This window comes from Achromobacter sp. ACM04, assembly GCF_014851465.1.
Lineage (GTDB): Bacteria > Pseudomonadota > Gammaproteobacteria > Burkholderiales > Burkholderiaceae_B > Achromobacter > Achromobacter aegrifaciens.
This window is the reverse complement of the sequence record NZ_JACUZS010000001.1, coordinates 163,839-187,048: the sequence shown is the minus strand read 5'-3', so window position 1 is coordinate 187,048 and position 23,210 is coordinate 163,839. Positions and strand designations below refer to the sequence as shown.

General features: G+C 68.8%; 26 protein-coding genes. 21 read left to right on the top strand and 5 right to left on the bottom strand.

The window, feature by feature from the left end; translation table 11 throughout:
• Window positions 1–13: 13 nt before the first annotated feature.
• Together hmpA and IB259_RS01015 are read right to left on the bottom strand one after the other, a co-directional pair.
• Window positions 14–1,231, bottom strand: a complete 1,218-nt coding sequence (hmpA, locus tag IB259_RS01020) for an NO-inducible flavohemoprotein (RefSeq protein ID WP_054458173.1) — start codon at window positions 1,229–1,231, stop codon at window positions 14–16.
• A gap of 88 nt (window positions 1,232–1,319) precedes the next feature.
• Window positions 1,320–1,805 (bottom strand): 4'-phosphopantetheinyl transferase superfamily protein, encoded by a 486-nt coding sequence (locus tag IB259_RS01015; RefSeq protein WP_225596755.1) that lies wholly within the window; start codon window positions 1,803–1,805, stop codon window positions 1,320–1,322.
• Window positions 1,806–2,088: 283 nt separating this feature from the next.
• On the opposite strand from IB259_RS01015, the gene IB259_RS01010 reads away from it, so the two are divergent.
• From IB259_RS01010 to IB259_RS00920, 19 genes are all read left to right on the top strand, one after another.
• Window positions 2,089–2,814 (top strand): beta-ketoacyl synthase chain length factor, encoded by a 726-nt coding sequence (locus IB259_RS01010; RefSeq protein ID WP_192327113.1) that lies wholly within the window; start codon window positions 2,089–2,091, stop codon window positions 2,812–2,814.
• Window positions 2,811–3,650 (top strand): 1-acyl-sn-glycerol-3-phosphate acyltransferase, encoded by an 840-nt coding sequence (locus IB259_RS01005; protein WP_119451677.1) that lies wholly within the window; start codon window positions 2,811–2,813, stop codon window positions 3,648–3,650. The genes IB259_RS01010 and IB259_RS01005 overlap by 4 nt, the downstream gene beginning before the upstream one ends.
• 4 nt (window positions 3,651–3,654) lie before the next feature.
• Window positions 3,655–3,915, top strand: coding sequence for a phosphopantetheine-binding protein (locus tag IB259_RS01000; protein ID WP_054458177.1), 261 nt, complete (start codon window positions 3,655–3,657; stop codon window positions 3,913–3,915).
• Window positions 3,916–3,932: 17 nt separating this feature from the next.
• Window positions 3,933–4,187, top strand: a complete 255-nt coding sequence (locus tag IB259_RS00995; RefSeq protein WP_013392999.1) for an acyl carrier protein — start codon at window positions 3,933–3,935, stop codon at window positions 4,185–4,187.
• Window positions 4,184–4,732 (top strand): hypothetical protein, encoded by a 549-nt coding sequence (locus IB259_RS00990; protein WP_192327110.1) that lies wholly within the window; start codon window positions 4,184–4,186, stop codon window positions 4,730–4,732. The genes IB259_RS00995 and IB259_RS00990 overlap by 4 nt, the downstream gene beginning before the upstream one ends.
• 3 nt (window positions 4,733–4,735) lie before the next feature.
• A complete protein-coding gene (locus IB259_RS00985) occupies window positions 4,736–6,436 on the top strand; it encodes an AMP-binding protein (protein WP_192327107.1) in 1,701 nt (566 codons plus the stop codon).
• On the top strand, window positions 6,423–7,175 hold the full coding sequence (locus IB259_RS00980; RefSeq protein ID WP_119451660.1) for a glycosyltransferase family 2 protein: 753 nt from the start codon (window positions 6,423–6,425) through the stop codon (window positions 7,173–7,175). The genes IB259_RS00985 and IB259_RS00980 overlap by 14 nt, the downstream gene beginning before the upstream one ends.
• Window positions 7,172–8,095: a glycosyl transferase gene (locus tag IB259_RS00975; protein ID WP_192327104.1), complete on the top strand. Its 924-nt coding sequence runs from the start codon at window positions 7,172–7,174 to the stop codon at window positions 8,093–8,095. The genes IB259_RS00980 and IB259_RS00975 overlap by 4 nt, the downstream gene beginning before the upstream one ends.
• Entirely contained in the window at window positions 8,088–8,531 is a 444-nt protein-coding gene (locus IB259_RS00970) for a thioesterase family protein (RefSeq protein ID WP_192327101.1), read from the top strand. Before IB259_RS00975 ends, IB259_RS00970 begins: the two co-directional genes overlap by 8 nt.
• Window positions 8,528–9,145: an outer membrane lipoprotein carrier protein LolA gene (locus IB259_RS00965; protein ID WP_119451658.1), complete on the top strand. Its 618-nt coding sequence runs from the start codon at window positions 8,528–8,530 to the stop codon at window positions 9,143–9,145. The genes IB259_RS00970 and IB259_RS00965 overlap by 4 nt, the downstream gene beginning before the upstream one ends.
• Window positions 9,129–11,489, top strand: a complete 2,361-nt coding sequence (locus IB259_RS00960; RefSeq protein WP_054458184.1) for an MMPL family transporter — start codon at window positions 9,129–9,131, stop codon at window positions 11,487–11,489. The genes IB259_RS00965 and IB259_RS00960 overlap by 17 nt, the downstream gene beginning before the upstream one ends.
• Window positions 11,490–11,504: 15 nt before the next feature.
• Window positions 11,505–12,752 (top strand): NAD(P)/FAD-dependent oxidoreductase, encoded by a 1,248-nt coding sequence (locus IB259_RS00955; RefSeq protein ID WP_192327098.1) that lies wholly within the window; start codon window positions 11,505–11,507, stop codon window positions 12,750–12,752.
• Between the two features lie 8 nt (window positions 12,753–12,760).
• Window positions 12,761–13,318, top strand: coding sequence for a hypothetical protein (locus IB259_RS00950; protein WP_192327095.1), 558 nt, complete (start codon window positions 12,761–12,763; stop codon window positions 13,316–13,318).
• Window positions 13,315–14,514: a beta-ketoacyl-ACP synthase gene (locus IB259_RS00945; protein WP_175214288.1), complete on the top strand. Its 1,200-nt coding sequence runs from the start codon at window positions 13,315–13,317 to the stop codon at window positions 14,512–14,514. The genes IB259_RS00950 and IB259_RS00945 overlap by 4 nt, the downstream gene beginning before the upstream one ends.
• Entirely contained in the window at window positions 14,511–14,966 is a 456-nt protein-coding gene (locus tag IB259_RS00940) for a hotdog family protein (protein ID WP_054458187.1), read from the top strand. Before IB259_RS00945 ends, IB259_RS00940 begins: the two co-directional genes overlap by 4 nt.
• Window positions 14,963–15,694, top strand: coding sequence for a 3-oxoacyl-ACP reductase FabG (fabG, locus tag IB259_RS00935; protein ID WP_119451654.1), 732 nt, complete (start codon window positions 14,963–14,965; stop codon window positions 15,692–15,694). Before IB259_RS00940 ends, fabG begins: the two co-directional genes overlap by 4 nt.
• Window positions 15,694–16,917: a beta-ketoacyl-ACP synthase gene (locus tag IB259_RS00930; RefSeq protein ID WP_054458189.1), complete on the top strand. Its 1,224-nt coding sequence runs from the start codon at window positions 15,694–15,696 to the stop codon at window positions 16,915–16,917. The genes fabG and IB259_RS00930 overlap by 1 nt, the downstream gene beginning before the upstream one ends.
• 47 nt (window positions 16,918–16,964) lie before the next feature.
• Window positions 16,965–17,405, top strand: a complete 441-nt coding sequence (locus tag IB259_RS00925; protein WP_119451653.1) for an excinuclease — start codon at window positions 16,965–16,967, stop codon at window positions 17,403–17,405.
• A gap of 116 nt (window positions 17,406–17,521) precedes the next feature.
• Window positions 17,522–17,983, top strand: coding sequence for a GatB/YqeY domain-containing protein (locus tag IB259_RS00920; protein ID WP_054458191.1), 462 nt, complete (start codon window positions 17,522–17,524; stop codon window positions 17,981–17,983).
• Between the two features lie 65 nt (window positions 17,984–18,048).
• On the opposite strand, the gene dinB is transcribed toward IB259_RS00920, so the two are convergent.
• Window positions 18,049–19,128, bottom strand: coding sequence for a DNA polymerase IV (gene dinB / locus IB259_RS00915; RefSeq protein ID WP_119451652.1), 1,080 nt, complete (start codon window positions 19,126–19,128; stop codon window positions 18,049–18,051).
• A 102-nt stretch (window positions 19,129–19,230) separates the two neighbouring features.
• Between dinB and IB259_RS00910 the strand changes: the two genes are divergently transcribed.
• Complete coding sequence (locus tag IB259_RS00910) at window positions 19,231–19,653, top strand: PaaI family thioesterase (protein WP_054458193.1); 423 nt, start codon at window positions 19,231–19,233, stop codon at window positions 19,651–19,653.
• A gap of 36 nt (window positions 19,654–19,689) precedes the next feature.
• On the opposite strand, the gene IB259_RS00905 is transcribed toward IB259_RS00910, so the two are convergent.
• On the bottom strand, window positions 19,690–20,142 hold the full coding sequence (locus IB259_RS00905; protein ID WP_054458194.1) for a BPTD_2524 family lipoprotein: 453 nt from the start codon (window positions 20,140–20,142) through the stop codon (window positions 19,690–19,692).
• Window positions 20,143–20,209: 67 nt separating this feature from the next.
• Window positions 20,210–21,025, bottom strand: coding sequence for an IclR family transcriptional regulator (locus IB259_RS00900; RefSeq protein WP_054458195.1), 816 nt, complete (start codon window positions 21,023–21,025; stop codon window positions 20,210–20,212).
• A 108-nt stretch (window positions 21,026–21,133) separates the two neighbouring features.
• On the opposite strand from IB259_RS00900, the gene IB259_RS00895 reads away from it, so the two are divergent.
• Complete coding sequence (locus IB259_RS00895) at window positions 21,134–23,206, top strand: metallophosphoesterase (protein ID WP_192327092.1); 2,073 nt, start codon at window positions 21,134–21,136, stop codon at window positions 23,204–23,206.
• Window positions 23,207–23,210: the final 4 nt, after the last annotated feature.

Here is a 23,210-nt window from a genome sequence, read left to right as displayed (position 1 = left end):
CAGGATACACCGCTCAAGCGGGCGCGCCGCCGCTGCCGAAGGCTTCGGCATGGATGCGGTCGGCGGGCACGCCCAGGCCGGTCAAGGCTTCGCGCTGCGCGCGCATGAAGCCGGCCGGGCCACACAGGTAGTAGTCCGCGCCGGGCACGATGACTTCGTCGCGGATGGCGTTCAGATCCACCCGGCCGGCGTAGTCGTAGTCGCGGCCAGGTTGGTCGCCGTGGCCGACCTCCTCGTAGAACACCGCCTTGCGCACGTTGGCGCGTTCGGCGGCGATGCTGTTGACGTGATCGCGCATGGCGTGGACCGAGTTGTTGCGGCAACCGTGCACGAAACGGATCTGGCGTTCGTCGTTCAACCCCACCAGATGGTTCAGGATGGAGACCATGGGCGTCAGGCCCACGCCGCCGCTCAGCAGCACCACCGGCGCGCTGCCTTCCTCGCGCAGATGGAAGTCGCCCTGGGGCGGCGCCACGTCCAGCACCCCGCCCTCTTCCAGGCGGTCATGCAGGGCGTTGGAAACCCGGCCGGCCGGCGTATCGGCGCCCGCCGCTTCGCGCTTGACCGAGATGCGCAGGCGGTCCTGGCCCGGCGCGTCCGACAGGCTGTACTGGCGCGGCTGCATCAGGCCCAGTTCGGGCACGAACACGCGCACCGACACGTACTGGCCTGGGCGGTAGGCAGGCACTTCGCCGCCATCGGCCGGCGCCAGGTAGAAGGACGTGATCTCGGCGCTTTCACGCTGCTTGCCCACCACGCGGAACGCGCGCCAGCCCGTCCAGCCGCCCGGCTTGGCGGCCGACTCCGCGTACAGGCGCGCCTCTTCGGCGATCAGCAGGTCGGCCAGTTGGCCGTAGGCCGCGGCCCAGGCCGCCACCAGCTCTTCCGTGGCTGCCTCGCCCAGCACTTCGCTGATGGAGGCCAGCAGATGCTTGCCCACGATCTGGTAGTGCTCAGGCCGGATGCCCAGGCTGACATGCTTGTGCACGATGCGCGTCACCACGGGCATCAGCACGGAAGGATCGTCGATGTGCTCGGCGTAAGCCGCGACCGCGCCGGCCAGCGCCTGCTGCTGCTCGCCGCCAGCCTGGTGGCCCTGGTTGAAGACATGCTTGAGCTCGGGGTTGTGCTTGAACATGCGGGCATAGAAATGCTTGGTCAGCGCGACGCCGTGCGTCTTGAGAACGGGCGCCGTGCCCTTGACCAGGGCGCGGATTTGGGGACTCAACATCAACTGCTCCTTGTGGCGCGATCGGAATCGCCATTAAACATGCATTTATAATACATCTTTAAATGCCCACTGAAAAACCCCGGGCGATTCAATCCGGCCCGCTGGCCCATGCGCCCAGGATGGCAAGCGGCGGTAACACGCAATCGGTCCCCGCGCGCCATTGGGGACGCGCGGCGCCGCCAGCCTGTTCGCGCCACGCCACGGAAGCGATCCAGTCCTCGCCCAGGCGCCATGAACAGGCGCGCCACTGCCCCGGCGGCGCACGCAGGCGCCATTCCGCCTTGCCGCCGAAGTCCAGGCCTACCGAAGCCATGTCCGCAGGGAAATCCAGTCCGGCCGCCTTGATGAAGGCTTCCTTCAGTGTCCACAAGAGATAAAAGCGTTCCAATTGGGCTGCGCCTTCCAGGCCAGCCAGCGTGGCTTGCTCGGCCGGCGCGCATACCCATTCGGCCAGGCGCAAGACCTCGCGCGGCCGCACTCGCTCCAGATCGGCGCCCAACTGCCACCCGGCCGGGGCGGACGCGCAGACCGCGTGGCCGCCGCTGTGGCTTAGCGACAGGGTCGCAGGCGGCATGGCCCGCCTGATCTCTTGCAGCAAAGCCCTGCTGACCCGCCAATCGAGCTGCGCCTTCGGGCTGCGCAGCGCTTGAGCGCGCGCGGCGTCCTCGGCTGACAGCTCCTGGCTGCGGTAACCCGCAGCCGCGCCTTTGTCCGCCCACCAGATTAAAAGTTCCTGAACGTTCACGGAAGAAAGTAACAAATAGCAAGCTGAAGTGTAAGAAACAAAGGAAATATTGTGTATTATGTAACGTTTTAAATCAAAATGGCCTGACATCGCCATAGTAGAATCGCGCGCTATGTTGACGTTTTCGATCGCGCAATGGCAGGGTTGGGCGCAAGGAATCGATGGCCCCGGCGACTGGTTGAAATGGGCCGAACATCCGTTCTGCCCGATCGGAAATCAGAATCCGCCCCGCCTGGACTTCCTGCCTCCCTTGCAACGCCGCCGCCTGAGCCCGCTGGCTCGCGGGGTGTTCGAGTGCGCGTGGCCGTTGGCCGAGGGACGCCCGCCCATGCCGCTGGTGTTTGCCTCCCGCCATGGCGAAACCACCCGCAACTTCGGCCTGCTGCAAGCGCTGGCGGCGCACGAACCCCTGTCGCCCACGGCCTTCGGCCTGTCGGTCCACAACGCCATCGCCGCGCAGTGGTCGATCATACGCCGCGAGACCACTGAATCCGTGGCCTTGTCGGTGGAAGACGACGGCCTGGAGCACGCCTGCATCGAGGCGTCGATGCTGTTCGACGCCGGCCACCAGAACGTGCTCGTGGTGCTGGCCGAGGAACGGCCGCCCGCAGCTTACGCCCCCTGGGTGGATGACGCGCCCTACGCTTATGCGGTCGCCCTGCATCTGCAGCCCGGCGCCGACTGGACCTTGGCCCTGGCCCCGCAGGCGCGGGATGCCGCCGACAGCGCGCAGGCCTGGCCCAATCCCCTGAACCTGCTGCGCCACCTCTTGCTGCGCACGCCCGACTGGCGCCACGCCAACCGCTCCCGACTATGGACCTGGACACGCACGGCATGACTAGCGCCACGCCTCCCCGGCAGGACTTCTGGCTCTGGCGTCTGTTCGCCACCGGCATGGCCTTTACCCTTTTCGGGCTGGGCGGCGTGCTGCTGCGCGTGCTGGTGTTCCCGCCCCAGCGCTTGCTGCCCGGCGACAAGGCGGACCGCCAGCGCCGCGCGCGCGGCGCGCTGAACGGCACCTTCCGCCTGTTCATCCGCTTCATGGTCCGCACCGGCATCCTGACCGTGGAATTCAAGGGCGCCGAACGCCTCGGCAAGCCCGGACAGATGATCCTGGCCAACCACCCTTCGCTGCTGGACGTGGTGTTCCTGGTCGGCCACGTCAAGAACGCCAACTGCATCGTCAAGCACGGCCTGGCCACCAACCCGTTCACCCGCGGCCCGGTGGCCAATGCCGGCTACATCACCAACGACGAAAGCTTCGACATGTTCGACCGCGCCGCCGACGTGCTGCGCGCGGGCGAAACCCTGATCGTCTTTCCCGAAGGCACGCGCACGCCGCGCGACGCCATGCCGCGCTTTCATCGCGGCGCCTGCGCCATCGCGCTGCGCGGCGCGCGCGTGGTCACGCCCGTAGTCATCAGCATGAATCCCCGCAGCCTGACCAAGGGCGAGCCCTGGTACCGGATTCCGCCCTGCCGCATGCGCTATGTGATCCGCGTGGGCGAGGACATCGATCCCGCCTCCTGGAGCGGCGCGCATCCGCTGCCCATCGCCGGACGCAAGATGAACGATTACCTGCACGCCTATTTCGAAGCCGAGCTGGCGCCCGCCGCGCCTGCCGGCGCCATCATGAATGAACAACCGCCTCGGGCGGTGGAAGTGGAGTCCTGACCGGATGAACCAACTGGAATTTGAACTCAAGACCCTCGTCATCGACTCGCTGGGCCTGGAAGACATCGCGCCCGACGATATCGACAGCGACGCCCACCTCTTTGGCGACGGACTGGGGCTGGACTCGGTGGACGCCCTGGAGCTGGGCCTCGCGCTGCAAAAGCGGTACGGCATCACCATCGATCCCGAGACGCGCAACATGCGCGAGCATTTCGCCAGCATCGCCAAGCTGGCCGAGTTTGTCACCGCGCAACGCCGCGCCTAAAGGATACGGAGTCCAGGATGCATACCCGCGACGAAATCTTCAACACGCTGCGCGGCGCGCTGGTCGAACTGTTCGAGATCGAACCTGAACGCATCACGCCCGAAGCAAACCTGTACACGGACCTGGAGATCGACAGCATCGACGCCATCGACCTGATCGACCATGTGCGCCGCCAGACCGGCCGCAAGCTCGACGCCAACGACTTCCGCACCGTGCGCACGGTCGAGGACGTGGTGCAGGCCATGTGCCAGAAACAGGATCCCGCCGCATGAGACGCGGCGTGGCGGCAGCCCTGGCCGTGGCCGGCATCGCCTATCCCTTCGCCGTCCACGCGGCGCTGGGACGGGTAAGCGCCGCCTGGCTGGCGCTGCCGCTGGCCCTGCTGTGGCTGGCGCGCGGCCTGACCGCGGATGCCGCCCGGCCGGGCGCGCGCCTGCTGCCCGCTGTGGCGGTGGCCTTCTGCCTGGTCCTGGCCATTTCGAATTCGCAAGACTGGCTGCGCTGGTATCCCGTGCTGGTCAACGGCATGATGCTGGCTATCTTCGGCGCCAGCCTGCGGCGCGGCCGCCCCGTGATCGAGCAACTGGCCCGGCTGCGCCACCCAGATCTGCCGCCCGAAGGCGTGCGCTACACCCGCAATGTCACCCGCGTGTGGTGCGCCTTTTTCGCCCTGAACGGCAGCGTGGCGGCGGCCCTTGCGGCCTGGGGACCCTGGAGCTGGTGGACCGTCTACAACGGCGCCGTGAGCTATGTGCTGATGGGCCTGCTGCTGGCGGGCGAATGGCTGCTGCGCCCCGCCGCCGCCAAGGCGGCGTAACGCATGGCCTGGACCGATCTCGCGCAGCTGCTGCTGCCCGCCCCGCCTGACTTGGCCGATGCGCTGGTCGCCGACGAGCCGCCACTGACGCGCGAGGCGTTTGCTCGCGCCAGCCTGCAGGCCGCGGGCGCCTTGCAAGCCAGGCAGCTGCAACGCGTCGCGATCTGGTTCGAGGACGCCGCCCGCATGGCCGTCGCGTTGTTCGCGTGCTGGCGCGCCGGCGTGGTCGCGGTGCTGCCGGGCGACGCCCAGGCGCAGACCTGCGCCACGCTCGACGCCATGGTGGACGCCTGGCTGAGCGACACTGATCTGCCGCTGCCGGCCGAGCGGCTGTGCCGGCTGGCCGAGCTGCAAGGCCACGCACCGCTCGCGCCCGCCGAACTGGACCCTGCGCTGACGCTGGTGCTGTGCACTTCGGGATCCAGCGGCACGCCCAAACATATCGCCAAGCACTGGCGGCAACTGATGGACGAAGTCCGCGCGCTGCAGCAGCAATGGCCGGATGCGCGCGGCCCCGTGCTGGGCAGCGTATCGGCGCAACACATGTACGGCCTGCCCTTCAGGGTGCTGTGGCCGCTGTGCGCCGGGCGCCAGCTGGACCGGCCGCAGCGCCTTTATCCGGAAGAACTGCAGCAGGCCAGCCTGCGCCATCCGGCCTGCACCTGGATCGCCAGCCCAGCGCTGCTGCGCCGCCTGGGACAGCGGCTGGATTGGGACCAGCTGCGCGGCCGCCTGACCCGCATCCACTCGTCCGGCGGCGAATTGCCCGCCGACGCATCCGACCATATCGCACAGCACCTGGGACTGCGCCCCAGCGAGATCTACGGCAGCTCCGAAACCGGCGCCGTCGCCTGGCGCGAAGGCGACAGTCCCTGGCAGCCGCTGCCCGGCGTGGCCGTCGACCTGAACGCCGAAGGCGCGCTGCGCGTGCAATCGCCATGGGTCAACCCGGCCGAAGCGCAGACCGCCGACGGCGCGGAGCTTGCGCATGACGGTTTCCGGCTGCTCGGCCGCCTCGACCGCATCGTGAAGATCGAGGAAAAGCGCATTTCCCTGCCCATGCTGGAACAGGCGCTGGCGCGCCATTCCTACGTCGCCGAAGCGCGCCTGGGAGGTCTGGCCGGGACCACGCGCCTTGCCGCGCTGGTCGCCCTGTCGGCCGGCGGCCTGCATGCCTTGCGCAACCAGGGCCGCAAGGCGCTAGTGGATGCGCTGCGCGCGCATCTGGCCCCCGGCTTCGAATCGCTGGCCATTCCGCGCACCTGGCGCTTCTTCGCGCAACTGCCCGCCAACGCCCAGGGCAAGCTGCCGCGCGGCGTGTTCGAAGCGGCCGCGGGCCCCCGACCGCTTGCGCCCGAGGCGCAGGAACTGCCGCGCCTGGCGGATCACGAACGCCGCTACCGGCTGGAAATCCCCTGCGACCTGGCGCATTTCAGCGGCCACTTCCCCACTGCTCCCGTTGTGCCCGGGGTTGTCCAGATCGGCTGGGCCATGTCGCTGGCACAACGCGACCTCCATCCCGAGCTGCGTTTCGCCGGCATGGAAGCCCTGAAATTCCAGCGCCTGCTGCGTCCGGGCGATACCGCCATGCTGGCGCTCAAATGGGACGCCTCGAAGCAGAAGCTGTATTTCGCCTACACGGTCAACGGCGCGCCCTGCTCTTCCGGCCGCATTCTGCAGGCAGGCGGCCATGGCCCCGCATAAGCTCTGCGCGCTCATTCCCGTGTACAACCACGGCGCCACGGTCGCCGCGGTGCACGCGCAGCTTGTGGCGCAAGGCTTGCCCTGCGTGCTGGTGGATGACGGCTCCGAACCGTCTTGCGCCGCCGCGCTGGATGCGCTGGCCGCCCAACCGCATACGCATCTGCTGCGGCGCGCGGTCAACGGCGGCAAAGGCGCGGCGGTGCAGGACGGGCTGCGCGCGGCGGCGGCGCTGGGCTATACCCATGCCTTGCAGGTCGACGCCGACGGTCAGCACGCCCTGACGGACGCGGCGGCCTTCGCCGCGGCCTCCCGTGCTCGCCCCGAAGCCCTCGTCTGCGGCGCGCCGCTGTATGGCGACGACGTGCCACGCAGCCGTCTCTATGGCCGCTGGCTGACGCGCGTGTGGGTCTGGATCAATACGCTTTCGCTCGACATCCCCGACGCCATGTGCGGTTTCCGCGTCTACCCGCTGGCCGCGGCGCTGCCCGTGATCGACGGCGCGCGCGTGGGCCGGCGCATGGATTTCGACATCGCCGTCCTGGTGCGCCTGCACTGGCGCGGCGTCGCGATGGTCTGGCTGCCGACGCGCGTGGCCTACCCGGAAGGCGGCATTTCCCACTTCCAGGGCCTGCGCGACAACCTGCTGATCAGCCGCATGCACGCGCGCCTCTTCTTCGGCATGCTGGCGCGCTCGCCGGCGCTGCTGTGGCGCCGGCTTGCCGGAGGTCAGCGTCCATGAGCGCCACAGATCAGCATTGGGCCGATCAGCCCGAGCGCGGCAGCGCCCTGCTGATGCGCCTGACCGCCTGGGCCGCGCGCACCCTGGGCCGCCGTTTGGTCGCGCCCGTGGTCTGGCTGGTCGTGCTGTATTTCTATGTCAGCGGCGCCCGCGCCCGGCGTTCGATCGCGGCCTACCAGCGCCGTCTGGCGCAATCCGGCACGCTGGCCGAGCCGCTGCCGCGCCGCATGCCGGTCTACCGCCAGTACCTCGCGTTCGCCAACGCCATCCTGGACAAGCTGGACGTCTGGCAGGGCAAGATCACGATGGCCCATCTGGACATCTCCGACCCTGACGGCCTGCACGCGCAAATGGGCAGCAACCGCGGCCAGATCCTGGTGGGCTCGCACCTGGGCAATATCGAGGTCTGCCGCGCGCTGGCGGAGCAAAGCGGCACCTTGAAACTCAATGTGCTGGTCCACGACAAGCACGCGGTTCACTTCAGCCGGCTGCTGCACCAGGCCGGCGGCGGGCTGCGCATGATCCAGGTCAGCGAACTGGATGCTCCGGCCATGCTGGACCTGGCGCAGCGCCTGGACCGCGGCGAATGGCTCGCCATCGCCGGCGACCGCGTGCCGCTGCAGGGCGACCGTTGCACGCCGGTGGACTTTCTGGGCGCCAGCGCGCTGTTCCCGCAAGGGCCCTGGCTGCTGGCGGGCCTGTTGCGCTGCCCGGTCAACCTGCTGTTCTGCACGCGCCACGGCGCGCGCTACCGCGTCGCGATGGAACGCCTGTCGGACGGCATCGAATGGACGCGCGCCACGCGCCAGGCCCGGATCGCCGAGCTGGCCCAGCGCTACGCCGACCGCCTGGCCGCACACTGCCGCATGGCGCCGCTGCAATGGTTCAACTTCTACCCTTTCTGGAAAGACGATGCGTAAACGGGGCGCCATCGGCGCTGAAGTCGAAATCCGTGTGCCCTTCTTCGACGTGGATCAGCTAAACGTCGTCTGGCACGGACACTACGTCAAGTATCTGGAACAGGCCCGCTGCGAACTGCTGGACCTGCTGGGACACAACTACGACGCCATGCGCGCCAGCGGCTACGCCTGGCCGGTGATCGACCTGCATCTGCGCTACGCGCAGCCCGCACAATTCGGCCAGCGCCTGAAGGTGCGCGCCGAACTGGTGGAATGGGAGCACCGGCTGAAGATCAACTACCTGATCCTGGACGCCGCCAGCGGCCAGCGCCTGACGCGGGCCACGTCCGAACAGGTGGCGGTCTGCATCCAGACCCGCGAGATGCAGCTGACCTCGCCCGCCGCGCTGGTCGATGCCGTGCAACGCAAGCTGCAATCGATGGAGACGCCCGCATGACGCGCCGCCTGGTTTTCATACGCCGCCTGTGCGCCCTGCTGGCCTTGGCCCTGCTGCCGCTGGCCGCCCGCGCCTTCGACCTGGCCGACCTGCAAACGCAGCTGAACGCCACGCCGGTGGTGCGCGGCCATTTCGTGCAACAGAAGTTCCTGCGCTCGCTGCCGCAGCCGCTGACCAGCCGCGGCGATTTCACGCTGGCGGCGGGCAAGGGCCTGCTGTGGCTGCTGCGCACGCCGATCGCGCAGGACCTGCGCATCGACGCCCGCGGCATCTCCCGGCGCGACGAAGCCGGCAAATGGCAGGCTCTGCCGCAGCATTCCGGCGCCGGCCGCGAGAACCGGCTGTTCCTGTCCGTGCTGGCAGGCGACACCGCCGGGCTGCGCGAAAACTTCGACCTGGCGCTCACTGGCGACGCCAATGCCTGGCAGCTGCTGCTGACGCCGCGCTCGGTCCTGCTGCGCCAGATCTTCGACAACATCCAGATCAACGGGGGCAAGCTGGTGGACCGCATCGAACTGCGCGAGACGCAGGGCGACCGCAGCGTGCTGCAAATGACGGATGCGCAGGCCGCCCAGGCCCTGACCGCCGAGGAGCAACGTGCGTTCGCCGATTGAGCGCTGGCTGCCGCGGCTGTTCAAGCTGGGGCTGCTGCTGATTCTCTGCGCCGGCGCCTGGCAAAGCCGCCACGGCTGGCCGGTGTCGGCCAACCTGATGGAGCTGGTGCCCCAGGCCGGCGCCGACGCCACGCGCCAATTGGCCGAGGCCCGCATCCAGGAGCCCCTGTCGCGCCAGCTCATCGCGCTGGTCGCGACTCAAAGCGCAAACGCCGGCGCGGATGCTGCGGCCCCCGCGCGCCTGCTGGCGCAGCGCTGGACCGACAGCGGCCTGTTTTCTTCCGTGCAGGTGGAACTGCAAATCGACGTGCCCGCGCTGCGCGCGCAACTGCTGGCGGGCCGGCTGGCCATGCTGCCGGCGGCCGACCGGCATCAGCTCGAGACCGATCCCGCAGCCTACGCCCAGCGCCGCGCACGCGAGCTGTCCGATCCATTTTCATCTTCGGGCCTGGTGCCGGCGGACCAGGACTGGCTGGGCCTGACGCGCCGCGCCGAACAGGCGCTGCGCCCAGGCGGCGCGGTGCAGTACGACATGGGCACGGGCACCCTGCAGGCCGAACATGCTGGCAGACGCTGGATGCTGGTGCGCGCAGAAACCCGCGGCGATGCGTTCGACGCGGCCGCGCCCCAACAAATCGCCGCGCAGCTCGAACAGGACCGCGCGGCGCTCGGCGCGGCCGGCGCCGAGCTGCTGGTGGCCGGCGGCCCCCTGTACGCCGCCGCGGGCCGGGCGCAAGCGGTTGCCGAAAGCAGCTGGATCGGTACCGGCGCCACCATCGGCATCGTGCTGGTCCTGCTGCTGGCGCTGCGGCGCGTGCGCGCGCTGCTGGCTTTCGTGCCGGTCGCCGTCGGGCTGCTGACCGGCGCGGTGGCCTGCGTGGCAGTGTTCGGCTCCATCCACGTCCTGACCCTGGTGATCGGCGCGAGCCTGATCGGCGTAGCGGTGGATTTCCCCATGCATTGGCTCGGCAAGAGCTATGGCATGGCCGACTGGCAGGCCTGGCCCGCGCTGCGGCGCGTCCTGCCCGGGCTGACCATCAGCCTGGCAGCCAGCCTGGTCGGCTACGTCGCGCTGGCGTTCACCCCATTCCCCGCGCTGACGCAGACCGCGGTGTTCTCGGCCGCCGGCCTGCTGGGCGCCTACGCCTGCACCGTGTGCCAGTTGCCGGCCTGGATGGACGGCTGGCGGCCCCGCCCCTGGCAGCCGCTGCTGCGTTTTGCCGAGGCCGCGCTGCACGCGCGTCAGCGCCTGGCCGGACGCCGCGCCGCGCTGTGGCTGGGCGCCCTGGCCCTTATCGCCGCCACTGCCGGCGGCATCAGCCGGCTGAGCATCCAGGACGATCTGCGGCAATGGCTGAGCCTGCCCGCGCCCTTGCTGCAACAGGCCCGGCAGATCGGCGAAATCACCGGCTTCATGCCGACCAGCCAGTTCTTCCTGGTGCGCGCGCCCGACGCCGACGAGCTGCTGCGCAGGCAGGCGCGGGTGTCGCAGGCGCTGGATGCGCTGGTCGCGCGCGGCGATCTCGCCGCCTACAACGCCTTGAGCCAGCTGGTCTCGCCGGCCGCCGACCAGAAGGCGCTGGGCGCGACGCTGGCCAGCCTGGCCGGGCAGCCCGACGCCTGGAAGCCGCTTACCGACATCGGCATCCCCTACGCCGCCTTGCGCCTGGAACTGCAATCCATGGCCGCGCTGCCGCCGCAGGCCATCGAAGACGCGCTGCAAGGCCCGCTGGCCGAACGCTGGCGGCCGCTGTGGCTGGGCGTGCGTGAAGGGCAGGCCGCAGGCATGGTGACCTTGCTGGGCCTGCGCGACGCGTCCGCGCTCGAGGCCATCGCCCGGGTTGCCCCGGACGTCACGCTGGTGGACCGCAGCGGCGAACTGAATCGCATGTTCGCGGCCACGCGCATCGAAGCCGCCGAGCTCAAGCTGCTGTCCTATGGGGTCGCGGCGCTGTTGCTGCTGCTGACTCTGGGCCGGGCCGCCGCCTGGCGCATCCTGGCCGTGCCGCTCGCGGCCACCGCATGCAGCCTGGCCGCGCTGGGCTATCTGGGCCAGCCGCTCACCCTGTTCAGCCTGTTCGGTTTGCTGCTGGTGTCGGCCATCGGCGTGGATTACGCCATCTTCATGTACGAGCGGGTCGCGGGCGCGGCCGCCAGCCTGGTCGGCATCCTGCTGGGCGCCGCCACCACGCTGCTGTCCTTCGGCCTGCTCGCCGTCAGCCAGACGCCCGCCATCGCCAACTTCGGGCTGGCGGTCGCGCTGGGCGTGGCCTTCTCGCTGCTGTGGGCGCCATGGATCAATCCGCCGCGCGCCGCCGCGCCGCATCCTGCTTTCAATAACTAAAAGGAAATACCCGGCATGGAACATCGCGAAGTCGTAGTCATAGGAGCGGGGCCGGCAGGCGCGGTTGCCGCCGCCCTGTTGAAGCGCCAAGGACATGACGTCCTGATGCTGGAACGCCAGCAGTTTCCGCGTTTTTCCATCGGCGAAAGCCTGCTCGCCCATTGCCTGGAATTCGTGGAAGAAGCGGGCATGCTGCCGGCGGTGCAGGCCGCCGGCTTCCAGGTGAAGAACGGCGCGGCGTTTGCCTGCGGCGAGCGCTATACCCACTTCGATTTCCGCGACAAGTTCAGCCCCGGCCCCGGCACCACGTTCCAGGTGCAGCGCGCGCACTTCGACAAAGTGCTGGCGGACGATGCCGCCCGCCAGGGCGTGGAAGTGCGCTACCTGCAGGAAGTGACGGCTGCCGATTTCGACGGCGACGCCCCCTTGCTGGATGTGCGCGGCGCCGATGGCGCGTCCTACCAGGTGCAGAGCCGGTTCGTGCTCGATGCCAGCGGCTACGGCCGCGTGCTGGCGCGCCTGCTGGACCTGGAGCGCCCGTCGTCGATGCCGCCGCGCAAGGCCATCTTCACCCATATCGAGGACCGCATCGACGACCCCGGCTTCGACCGCGAGAAGATCCTGATCAGCGTGCACCCGGAAGAACGCGGCATCTGGTACTGGCTGATCCCCTTCTCCAACGGCCGCTGCTCGTTCGGCGTCGTGGGCGGCGAAAACCTCTTCGGCGGCCCCGGCCAGGACCTGATGGCCACGCTGCGCGAGATGGCCGACGCCGCGCCCAATCTCAAGCGAGTCCTGAAGAACGCCGTCTGGGACACGCCCGCCAATACCATCGGCGGCTATTCGGCCAGCGTGACGCAGCTGCACGGCCCCGGCTACGCGCTGCTGGGCAACGCGGCGGAATTCCTGGACCCCGTGTTTTCCTCGGGCGTCACCATCGCCCTGCGCTCGTCCAAGCTGGCGGCCGACGCGCTGCACCGCCAACTGACCGGTGCGCAGGTCGACTGGCAGGCCGAATTCGCCGATCCGCTGATGGTGGGCGTGGAGACCTTCCGCGCCTATGTCCAGGGCTGGTACAGCGGGGAATTCCAGGATGTGGTCTTCTACGAGAACGCGCAGCCCGAGATCCGGCGCATGATCAGCTCCATCCTGGCGGGCTACGCCTGGGACCGGAACAACCCCTTCGTCGCCAACCCGCAGCGCCGCCTGCGCATGCTGAGCGAACTTTGCCGCGGCGCCGAAGCGCAGCCGCTGCCCGCCTGATCCCGACCATGGCCGCCACCCACTCCTCCTTCCTGTCTGCCGCGCGCACCCTGGGCGCGCTGCTGGCGCTTGCCCTGCTGGCGGGCTGCGCGGGCGCGCCGCCCTTGCCGGCGCGCAACGCGGACTTCACGCTGCCGCGGCAGCTGCATGTGGTGCAGGCCGTCGCCGGCCAGCCGCCGCTGGACGCGCTGCTGGTGGTGCAGCGCGAAGGCGCCGCCTTGCGCTGGTCCCTGTTCGATCCCATGGGCGTGCCGCAGGCGCGCCAGATGCTGGAACGCGGCCAATGGCGCAACGACGGCTTCCTGCGGCCCAATGCCGGGGCGCGCGATCTGTTCGCCGCCCTGATGTTTGCGTGGACGCCCGAAGCGGAACTGGATGCGGCCTACGGCGCGGGCAACTGGCGCGCCAGCCGCGAGGACGATGGCGCGGCGCAACGCGAACTGCTGGACCGCGGCGGTTCGCGCTGGAGCGTGCGCTGGCCGCAGGCCGCGCAGACCGGCACGTTCATCATCACCACTGCCGACCAGGTCACATGGCGGATCTCGCCCTTGAAGGAGCAGCCATGAACACCTGGTTGGGTACGCCCGGCGTGGTGTGCGCGCTGGGCGCCGGCATCGACGCGGTAGCCCGCGCCGCCTTCGCCGGCGACACCTCGGGCATGCGCCCGCAGCCGGATTGGGTCCATGGCCGCACGCTGACGCTGGGCGGCCATGCGGACGCGCTGCCGCCCATCCCCGACACGCTGCCCGCCCATCACCACAGCCGCAACAACCAATTGCTGCTGGCCGCCGCTTTGCAGATCGAACCGCAACTGCGCGCCGCCGTAGCCCGCCATGGCGCCAGCCGCGTCGCCGTCGTGCTGGGCACCAGCACTTCCGGCGTCAACGACAATGCGCCGGCCTTCCGCCAACTGGCGGCGCAGGGCGCATGGCCGGACGGCTACGACTACCGCCGCCAGGCGCTGTCGTCCCCCGCCGCCTTTTTCGCGGACTGGCTGGGCGCCACCGGCCCCGCCTACACGCTGTCCACGGCCTGCACCTCCAGCGCCCGCGCCCTGCTGTCCGCGCGCCGCCTGCTCGCCTCGGGCCTGTGCGACGCCGTGGTCTGCGGCGGCGCGGACACCCTGTGCCGCCTGACCATCAACGGCTTCGCCACGCTGGAAGCCATCGACGACATGCTGTGCCTGCCCTTCTCTGCCAACCGCCGCGGCATCAACATCGGCGAAGCCGGCGTGCTGTTCCTGATGGAACGCGAGCCCGCAGGGGAGCGCTCCGTGGCGCTGCTGGGCGGCGGCGCCAGCTCCGACGCCTGGCACATGTCCGCGCCCGAACCCAGCGGCGCCGGCGCGCGGGCAGCCATGCAGGCCGCGCTGCAATCCGCCGGCGTGGACGCGGCCAGCATAGGCTGGGTCAATCTGCACGGCACCGGCACCCTCCACAACGACGCCATGGAAAGCCAGGCCATGCACGCCGTCTTTCCGCAGGGCGTGCCCTGCGCCTCGACCAAGGCGCTTACCGGCCACGCGCTGGGCGCGGCGGGCGCGCTGGAAGCGGCGCTGGCCTGGGCCACGCTGTCGGCCGGCAATGCCGAAGGACGGCTGATGCCCCACGTCTGGGACGGGCAGCCCGATCCAGCCCTGCCGGCGCTGGATTTCAGCACCGCGCAGCACCGCTACGCGCAAGGCCGGCCGCGCCTGGCCATGAGCAATTCCTTCGCCTTCGGCGGCAACAACGCCAGCCTGATCCTGGGAGCCCAAGCATGACGACCTGGCCGGTATCCAGCCTGCTGCCGCACGCCGGCGACATGATCCTGATCGACGAGGTCTGCAGCCACGACGCCGACAGCCTGACCGCGCGCGCCGTGGTCAGGCCCGGCCCCTACTCGCTGCCCGACGGCTCATTGCCGCCATGGCTGGGCATGGAGCTGATGGCGCAGGCCGTGGGCGCCTGGGCCGGCTGCCAGGCGCGCCAGGCAGGCGAACCCGTCAAACTGGGCTTTCTGCTCGGCACCCGGCGCTACGAAAGCCACGCCGACGCGCTGCCCGCCGGCGCCCGCCTGACCATACATGCGCGCCGCGGGCTGATCGACGCCAGCGGCATGAGCGTCTTCGAATGCGAACTGCGCGACGACGCGCGCCTGCTGGCCGAGGCCAGGCTGAACGTCTATCAGCCCAAGGACCCCGCCGCTTTTATCCAGGAAGAATCACCCGAATGAGCACCGCCCCGATACTCGTAACCGGCTCGAGCCGCGGCATCGGCCGCGCCATCGCGCTGGCCCTGGCCGACGCCGGCCACGACCTGGTGCTGCACTGCCGCCAGCGGCTCGACCAGGCGCAAGCCGTGCAGGCCGAAGTCCAGGCGCGCGGACGCCAGGCGCGCGTGCTGCAATTCGATGTGGCGGACCGCCAGCAATGCGCCGCCGCCCTGCAGGCCGACATCGACGCGCACGGCGCCTATTACGGCGTGGTCCTCAACGCCGGCCTGACCCGCGACGGCGCGTTTCCCGCTTTGACAGGCGACGATTGGGACCAGGTGCTGCGCACCAATCTCGACGGCTTCTACAACGTGCTCAGTCCGCTCGCCATGCCCATGATCCGCCGCCGCGCGCCTGGCCGCGTGGTCTGCATGGCGTCCGTGTCCGGCCTGATCGGCAACCGCGGCCAGGTGAACTACAGCGCCTCCAAGGCCGGCCTCATCGGCGCCGCGAAAGCTCTGGCCGTGGAACTGGCCAAGCGCCAGATCACCGTCAACTGCGTGGCGCCGGGCCTGATCGACACCGACATGATCGACGAACACGTGCCAGTCGAGGAAATCCTGAAGGCCGTGCCCGCGCAACGCATGGGGCGGCCCGAGGAAGTGGCCGCCGCCGTCGTATTCCTGATGTCTCCCGGCGCCGCCTACATCACGCGCCAGGTCATCGCCGTCAACGGAGGGCTGTGCTGATGAAACGCGTCGTCATCACCGGCATGGGCGGCATCAGCGCGCTCGGCAACGACTGGTCCAGCGTGCAGCAGGCGTTCCAGGCGGGGCGCAGCGCGATCCGCGTCATGCCCGACTGGTCGCGCTACGCCGAACTGAACACGCGCCTGGCCGGCCCCATCGAAGGCTTCCAGACGCCCGCGCACTGGACCCGCAAGCAGTTGCGCAGCATGGGACGGGTTTCCCAGCTGGCGGTGCGCGCCGCGGAACTGGCGCTGGACGACGCGGCGCTGCTGGGCGACCCATGCATCGCCGACGGGCGCATGGGCGTGGCCTGCGGCTCCTCGGTGGGCAGCACGGCGGAAATCCGCGCCTTCGGCAACATGCTGCTCAACGGCGTCACGGACGACCTGAACGCCAATTCCTACGTCCGCATGATGCCCCACACCACCGCGGCCAACGTCGGCATCTTCTTCGAGCTGAAGGGCCGCATCATCCCGACCTCCAGCGCCTGCACCTCGGGCAGCCAGGGCATAGGCTACGCCTACGAAGCCATCCGCTACGGCCGCCAGGAGCTGATGCTGGCGGGCGGCGCGGAAGAGCTCTGCGCCAGCGAAGCCCTGGTGTTCGACGCGCTCTACGCGACCAGCCAGAAAAACGACACGCCCGAACTCACGCCCCGCCCCTACGACCGCGACCGCGACGGCCTGGTGATCGGCGAAGGCGGCGGCATGCTGGTGCTGGAATCGCTGGACCACGCACTGGCGCGCGGCGCGCGCATCCACGCGGAAATCGTCGGTTTCGGCAGCAATTCGGACGGCACGCACATCACCCGCCCCGAGGCCGGCACCATGCGCATCGCCATGGAAATGGCGCTGGCCGACGCGGGCCTGCCGCCGCAAGCCATCGGCTACGTCAACGGCCACGGCACCGCCACGGAACAGGGCGACATCGCCGAAACGCAGGCCACGCACGGCCTGTTCGGCAGCCGCATGCCCATCAGCTCGCAAAAGAGCTACCTGGGCCACACCCTGGGCGCCTGCGGCGTGCTGGAGTCGTGGTTCAGCATTGAAATGCTCAACCGCGACTGGTATGCGCCCACGCTCAATCTGCGCAACGTCGACCCGCGCTGCGGCGAACTCGACTACCTGACCGAGGGCCGCAACATGAGCAACGAATATGTCATGAACAACAACTTCGCCTTTGGCGGCATCAACACCTCGTTGATCTTCCGCCGCTGGCGCTGAAGTTCGCAATATCCGCGTTTTTCCCTCTCCCGAATGGAATGCCTGTCATGAACGTTTCTTACAAGCTGTCCGCCGCCCTGCTTTTGTCGCTGGCATGCTCGGCGCAAGCCCTGGCTGCGGATCGTACCGTCCATCTGCCCATGCAGGCCGCAGTCGAAGCCGCCCAGGCCGCCGGCAAGATCGACGGCAGCGTCAAGTTCTACCTTGCCGGCACCGGCCCCAAGGGCACGGTGCTGGAATCCGGCGTCGTCACCAACCGCAAGACCAACGCCTTCGCCAAGAAGGACGAGGACGCCTGCCTGTGGGTGGCCCAATCCGCCATCATCGCCCTTCACGAAGCGGCCAAGAAGGCCGGTGCGAACGCGGTGACCAATATCATCAGCTACTACCGCAAGAACGAATACAGCAGCAAGACCGACTACGAATGCCATGCCGGCGCGATGGTGGCCGGCGTCGCCCTGCGTGGCGACCTGGCCAAGGTAAAGTAAGTAAGGGGAACCGGCGGCCGCGGGAGCACGCCCGCCGCGGGAAAACGCCGGCCGCCGGGAAACGCCGGCCGCCGGTTTAAACTGCTTGTTTGTCGCAACACCACAAAGGTTTACCCATGAGCACTGCTACGCTCAAGACCCGCCTCTCCGATGCCGTCAAGGACGCGATGCGCGCCAAGGCCGCCGAACGCCTGACCACGCTGCGCTTCCTGCTGGCTGCCGTCAAGCAGAAGGAAGTGGACGAACGCCGCGACCTGAACGACGCCGAGATCACGGCCATCATCGAAAAGCAGGTCAAACAGCGCCGCGAGTCCATCGCCGCGTTCGAACAGGCCGGCCGCACCGAAACCGCCGAACAGGAAAAGGCCGAACTGCTGGTGCTGCAGGAATTCCTGCCGCAAGCCGCCACGCCCGAGGAAGTCTCGGCCGCCATCGACGCCGCGCTGGCGGAAGTGGCCGCGCAGGGCGTGACCGGCGCGCCCGCCATGGGCAAGGTCATGGCGCTGCTAAAGCAGGCCCTGGCCGGCCGCGCCGACATGACGGCGCTGTCACAGCAAGTGAAGGCCCGCCTGGCCTGAGTCCGCACATGCCTGGCTGCCGTTCGGCTTCCAGCCAGACACGGTAGCCAGCCGCCCCGCTCGGCTCAGAACGCGCCCCCGAACAGATCGGGCTGGCGCGACTGCTCCTGCGGGTCGGCGAAATTGCTCATCCCCACCCCCGCCAGCCGGTACAGCGTTTCCGGCGGCAAGTCCACGCGCTCGCACAGCAGCCTGGCGACGGCGGCCAGCTCCACCGCCGATCCGGGCGGGTTCAGGCTGGTCTGGCTGCGCGTCAGGATGCGGAAACGGTCCGTCTTCAACTTGAGCACCACGGTACGGCCCAGGGCGCCCTTCTTCAACGCCTGGTCCCACACCCGTTCCGCCATGCGGTCGATGGCCTCGCCCACCGCGTCCAGGCGGATATCCTGCGAGAACGTCGTCTCCGACGATACCTGCTGCAAAGGCTGATCCGTCTGCACCTCGCGCTCGTCGATGCCGCGCGCCAATTCGTACAGGCGCCGGCCATAGCGGCCGAAGTAATGCTCCAGCTCCTGGGCGCTGTGCGTGGCCAGGTCTCCCACGGTATGGATGCCCAGTTGCTCCAGGCGCGCCTGCGTCACCTTGCCCACGCCCGGCACTTTGCGCACCGGCAAGGGCTCCAGAAAGGCCAGCACCTTGGCGGGCCGGACCACGAACAGGCCGTCCGGCTTGTTCCAGTCGGACGCGATCTTGGCCAGGAATTTATTGGGCGCGACTCCCGCCGAGGCCGTCAGCCCGGTTTCCTCGCGGATCTGCTGCCGGATGACTTGCGCGACCTCGGTGGCCGAGGGCAGACCCAGCTTGTTGACGGTAACGTCGAGGTAGGCCTCGTCCAGCGACAAGGGTTCGATCATGTCGGTATGGCGGGCAAAGATCTGCCTGACCTGGCGCGAGACCTCGCGATAGCGGTTGAAATCCGGCGGCACGTAGATCGCATGGGGACACAGGCGCTCCGCGCGGGCGGCGGACATGGCCGAATGGATGCCGAACCGCCGCGCCTCGTAGGACGCGGCGCACACCACCGAGCGCGGTCCGGTCCAGGCCACGACCACGGGCTTGCCGCGCAGTTCGGGGTTGTCGCGCTGTTCCACGGAGGCATAGAACGCGTCCATGTCCACGTGCACGATCTTCCGTAATTCAATCATGGTGGTGATGCCCCCATGAGCCGTTCATCGCCTGAAACCCCGTGGCAAAACATATATTATGACCGCCGACAACCGACTTTCCATTCCTGCCCGCAACGGTCCATGACTGCAGCCTCCACGCCTCAAACCGACTACTTCGGCCTGACCATCCCCTTCATGCATTTCATCGGCCTGGTGCCCGAGAGCATCGCGCCGGCCTATGCCCGTACCTCGCTGCCCTGGCGCGCCGACCTGACCAACAGCCGCGGCGACGTGCATGGAGGCACGCTGATGAGCGTGCTGGACTTCACGCTCAGCGCCGCCGCCCGCGGCTCGGCCGACGGCACGGAAGGCATGGCCACCATCGACATGAACACCTCGTTCCTGTCGCCCGGCACGGGCGATCTGGTGATCGAGGCGCGCTGCCTGCGCAAAGGGGCGTCGATCGCCTTCTGCGAAGGCGAGGTCCGGCGCGCCGACGGCGAGCTGGTGGCGCGCGCCACCGCCACCTTCAAGATCATCCGCCGCCGCCCGGGCGGGGACTGAGCGCGCCGGCGGCGGCAAGCCGCCAGCGCCCGCGCATCAGTTGGGCAGGTCGCGCGAAGGCTTGACCGGCGGGCGCGGATCCAGCGGCATATAGCTGCTGCACGACACCAGGCTGTAATAGACGGCGTCCTGCATCGCGCGCATGGCGGCCGCGTCCCAGGTGCCCTTGCCCCACACCGCGATGCGCACATCGGTGGTCTTGGGGCCGGCCGCCTTCAATTCGACCCGCGTCATCTCATTGTCGCTATAGGGCGCCAGCACCTGCACCACGCCGGACTGCGCGCTTTCGTTCATGGTGTCCACCACGCGATAGGCGTTGTCGGTGCTGCGCAGGCACGCATTGGCCTGCCGGATCGCCGCGTCGTAGGCGTCCTTGAAGGCCACCGGGGCCTTGAATTCGCTGTGCGGCGACGTGCCGGGCGAAATGCCCATCGAGCAGCCCGCCAGGCCCAGGGCCAGCGCCGAAGCCGCGACCAGTTTCCAGTACATGTGTATCTCCAGATCAGTGCCCGCGATTATCCCGCATATCGGCTGCGCGCGATAAGCGCAGCCGCGTTCACATGATCCCGATGCGGTACTCCAGGTTCTTCACCAGGGTCCGCAGGCGCGGCCCCAGGGTCTCGTACACGTGCTTTTCGTCCAGGTTGTCAGCCGGGATCGTCACGTTGAAGGCCAGCGGCAAGTCATTGGAGCGATAGCGCATCGGCGTGGCGATGCCGCACAGCTCGGCCCGCCAGTCCTTGCTGACCACGCAGAAGCCGTGCTCGGCGATGGCATCGAACGCGGGTTGCAGCGATGGGCCGAAGCGTTCCCAGTCCTCCGGGAACTCCTCGGCCAGCCGGGCGCAGATGAGCTCACGCTCGTCCGGCGTCTGCGCATACAGCAGCGCGCGCCCGGTGGCGGTGCGCAGCAAGGGGCGGGCCGACCCGATGTCCGGGCGCGAGGCATTGGACGCGCCGTCGTGCACCGTTTCCACGTAGACCACCTGCAGGCGGTCGCGGATGGCCATGGACACCGGCCCCTTGGCATAGCGCGCCAGTTCGATCATGTCGTGCGCCGCCAACTGCCGCAGCGTCAGGTGCACCAGCAAGGGATAGCCCAGCGTCAGCACCGCCGGACCCAGCGAATATTTGCCGGTGCGTTCGTCGCGCCGCAGATAGCCCAGCCCCACCAGCGTGAACGTCAGCCTGGACACCGTCGGGCGCGTCAGGCCGAGCATTTCGGCGATTTCCTTGTTGCCCAGCTGCGGCTCGGCCGCCGAAAAGCACTTGAGCACGTCCAGCCCGTTGGAAAGCGTGGAGGCAAAGCGCGGGTGCGCTTCCAGCGAGGCGCGGGATTCGAGTTCGTAGTTGAGCGGCGTTTTCGAGTGCATGGCGGCCTAGGGATTCGGAGCATTGACAGTATATCGCCTGCCGAAATACAAACATTCCGTTCACTATAAACACTTGAATTCCATTTATTGAAATTGAAAGGGTAGTTGATGACGAATTCCCGCTTTTCCCGCCAGCCGCTGGGCGCCCGCCTGTTCAGCTTTGCCGTGGTGGCCGACACCCACGTCAATGAATCCGAAGACACCTGCGCGTCGCCCTTCGCCACCAATGCCCGCGCCAATGCCCGGGCGCGGCACGTCTTCGCCGACATCGCCAACCTGGACCCCGCGCCCGCCTTCACCATCCACCTGGGAGACATCGTCCACCCGGTGCCCAGCATGCCTTCGTTCGAGGTGGCGGCCGACCGCTTCAAGGCCATCGCCGGCCAGATCGACATGCCGCTGCACCTGGTGCCCGGCAACCACGACGTCGGCGACAAGCGCATCGACTGGATGCCCGCCGACATCGTCTGCGACGACTACCTGGACAAGTACCGCCAGGTGTTCGGGCCGGACTATTACGCGGTGGACCATGGCGGCGTGCGCTTCCTGTTCCTGAACGCGCTGCTGTTCAACTCCGGACTGGCGGCGGATGACGCGCAGCGCGCCTGGATCGACGAGCAATTGGCAGGCGCCAGCGGCCGCGTCTTCGTGTCGCTGCATTACCCGCCCTATCTGCATGACGCCAACGAACGCGGGTCCTACGACAACATCGACGAGCCCGGCCGCGGCTGGCTGCTGTCGCGCCTGGCCGATCCGCGCGTCGAAGGCGTGTTCGCCGGCCACGTCCACAATTTCTGGTACGACGTCATCGGCGTCGCGGAGGTCTACATGCTGCCGTCGACCGCCTTCCTGCGGCATGACTTTTCCGAGTTCTACCGGGTGCCGCCGGCGGACGAATTCGGCCGCGGCGACGTGGAAAAATTCGGCTATTTCATCGTCGACGTGCATGAGCAGGGGCATGTCGCCAAGCTGATCCGCACGCACGGCGCCATGCGCGGCGAGGCCGAACCGGGCCGGGCGGCGGCGCGCACCCTGCCCACCGTCCATACCAAGACCGCCGCCTGCGACGGCATCGCGGTCGAGATGCGGCATCCCTGGGCCGAGATCGTCGAAATCCCCTGCACCGGCGGCGTACAGGAGTTCGGCCGCAAGCTGGCGCGCAACGACTACCCGCTGATGTCCATGTGGGAAATGGGGCTGCGCACGCTCAAGATTCCTGTGCAGGACCTGCGCGACGACAAGACCTTGCGCCGTGCGCGCCTCATGTCCGACGTCGGCCACCGCTTCGTGCTGACCTCGCTGGGGCTGCCGGACGCCAGGCTGCTGCAACAGGCGCGCGAGCATGGCGTGGCCATCGCCGCCATCGAGATCAACCTGAACGCCCAGGCGCTGGAAGAGGCGGGCGCAGCCTTGCAGCGCCTGCGCGCGCACACCGACGCCCGCCTTGTCTATTGCAAGATCCGCACGGGCGCGGACGATGCCCACTTCGACGGCAAGCACTACAGCCATTTCGTCAACACCGGCCTGCGCGCGTCCGAGCTCGAAGCGGCGCAATCCGCGCTGCTGCCGCACTTCGCGCAGAAGAACCTGGACGGTTTCACCGTGCGCCTGGACTGGGGCGCCGACCTGATCGCCACGCACCAGCAACTGGCCGCGCAGGCGCGCGACTGGGGCGCGACGGTGAACGTGGGCGTCAAGCTGGCCGACCGCCTGGCGGCGGCCAACACCGACGACACCGCCATCGCCGCGCTGGTGGCCGAAGCCTTCCTGGCGGCCCGGACCACGGACGCGGTGAGCTATTCCTTCGACACCTTCATGGACGTGGATCGCGGCTACTTTCCGCGCAACGGCCTGATCGACCGCCGCTACGATCCGCGCCCCGCCGGGCTGGCGCTGGCCGCGCTGAACGCGGTCTTTGCAGGCCAGGCCGCGGGCGCCGGATCGGTCGAACGCATCGACGGCGAAGCCGGACTGCGTCTGTGCCGCTACCGCTGCGGCGAGCAGACCTATGAACTGGCCTACGGCCCCGGACCGGCCCTCAAGCGTCAGATCGAGGCCGGCGCGTTCAAGCGCGTCGTCGACCTGACGGCCCAGCGCGCGCTGCAGACCGGGGACGATTGGGCCGAGTACGCGCGCCTGCATCTGCCCGGCCATGCCGTGCTGTTGATCCAGCGCAGTTGAACCC

Bases quoted from the DNA above. Each gene is read 5' to 3' on its own strand.
- hmpA (WP_054458173.1), bottom strand. From the start codon at position 1,231: ATGTTGAGTCCCCAAATCCGCGCCCTGGTCAAGGGCACGGCGCCCGTT.
- IB259_RS01015 (WP_225596755.1), bottom strand. From the start codon at position 1,805: ATGCCGCCTGCGACCCTGTCGCTAAGCCACAGCGGCGGCCACGCGGTC.
- IB259_RS01010 (WP_192327113.1), top strand. From the start codon at position 2,089: ATGTTGACGTTTTCGATCGCGCAATGGCAGGGTTGGGCGCAAGGAATC.
- IB259_RS01005 (WP_119451677.1), top strand. From the start codon at position 2,811: ATGACTAGCGCCACGCCTCCCCGGCAGGACTTCTGGCTCTGGCGTCTG.
- IB259_RS01000 (WP_054458177.1), top strand. From the start codon at position 3,655: ATGAACCAACTGGAATTTGAACTCAAGACCCTCGTCATCGACTCGCTG.
- IB259_RS00995 (WP_013392999.1), top strand. From the start codon at position 3,933: ATGCATACCCGCGACGAAATCTTCAACACGCTGCGCGGCGCGCTGGTC.
- IB259_RS00990 (WP_192327110.1), top strand. From the start codon at position 4,184: ATGAGACGCGGCGTGGCGGCAGCCCTGGCCGTGGCCGGCATCGCCTAT.
- IB259_RS00985 (WP_192327107.1), top strand. From the start codon at position 4,736: ATGGCCTGGACCGATCTCGCGCAGCTGCTGCTGCCCGCCCCGCCTGAC.
- IB259_RS00980 (WP_119451660.1), top strand. From the start codon at position 6,423: ATGGCCCCGCATAAGCTCTGCGCGCTCATTCCCGTGTACAACCACGGC.
- IB259_RS00975 (WP_192327104.1), top strand. From the start codon at position 7,172: ATGAGCGCCACAGATCAGCATTGGGCCGATCAGCCCGAGCGCGGCAGC.
- IB259_RS00970 (WP_192327101.1), top strand. From the start codon at position 8,088: ATGCGTAAACGGGGCGCCATCGGCGCTGAAGTCGAAATCCGTGTGCCC.
- IB259_RS00965 (WP_119451658.1), top strand. From the start codon at position 8,528: ATGACGCGCCGCCTGGTTTTCATACGCCGCCTGTGCGCCCTGCTGGCC.
- IB259_RS00955 (WP_192327098.1), top strand. From the start codon at position 11,505: ATGGAACATCGCGAAGTCGTAGTCATAGGAGCGGGGCCGGCAGGCGCG.
- IB259_RS00950 (WP_192327095.1), top strand. From the start codon at position 12,761: ATGGCCGCCACCCACTCCTCCTTCCTGTCTGCCGCGCGCACCCTGGGC.
- IB259_RS00945 (WP_175214288.1), top strand. From the start codon at position 13,315: ATGAACACCTGGTTGGGTACGCCCGGCGTGGTGTGCGCGCTGGGCGCC.
- IB259_RS00940 (WP_054458187.1), top strand. From the start codon at position 14,511: ATGACGACCTGGCCGGTATCCAGCCTGCTGCCGCACGCCGGCGACATG.
- fabG (WP_119451654.1), top strand. From the start codon at position 14,963: ATGAGCACCGCCCCGATACTCGTAACCGGCTCGAGCCGCGGCATCGGC.
- IB259_RS00930 (WP_054458189.1), top strand. From the start codon at position 15,694: ATGAAACGCGTCGTCATCACCGGCATGGGCGGCATCAGCGCGCTCGGC.
- IB259_RS00925 (WP_119451653.1), top strand. From the start codon at position 16,965: ATGAACGTTTCTTACAAGCTGTCCGCCGCCCTGCTTTTGTCGCTGGCA.
- IB259_RS00920 (WP_054458191.1), top strand. From the start codon at position 17,522: ATGAGCACTGCTACGCTCAAGACCCGCCTCTCCGATGCCGTCAAGGAC.
- dinB (WP_119451652.1), bottom strand. From the start codon at position 19,128: ATGATTGAATTACGGAAGATCGTGCACGTGGACATGGACGCGTTCTAT.
- IB259_RS00910 (WP_054458193.1), top strand. From the start codon at position 19,231: ATGACTGCAGCCTCCACGCCTCAAACCGACTACTTCGGCCTGACCATC.
- IB259_RS00905 (WP_054458194.1), bottom strand. From the start codon at position 20,142: ATGTACTGGAAACTGGTCGCGGCTTCGGCGCTGGCCCTGGGCCTGGCG.
- IB259_RS00900 (WP_054458195.1), bottom strand. From the start codon at position 21,025: ATGCACTCGAAAACGCCGCTCAACTACGAACTCGAATCCCGCGCCTCG.
- IB259_RS00895 (WP_192327092.1), top strand. From the start codon at position 21,134: ATGACGAATTCCCGCTTTTCCCGCCAGCCGCTGGGCGCCCGCCTGTTC.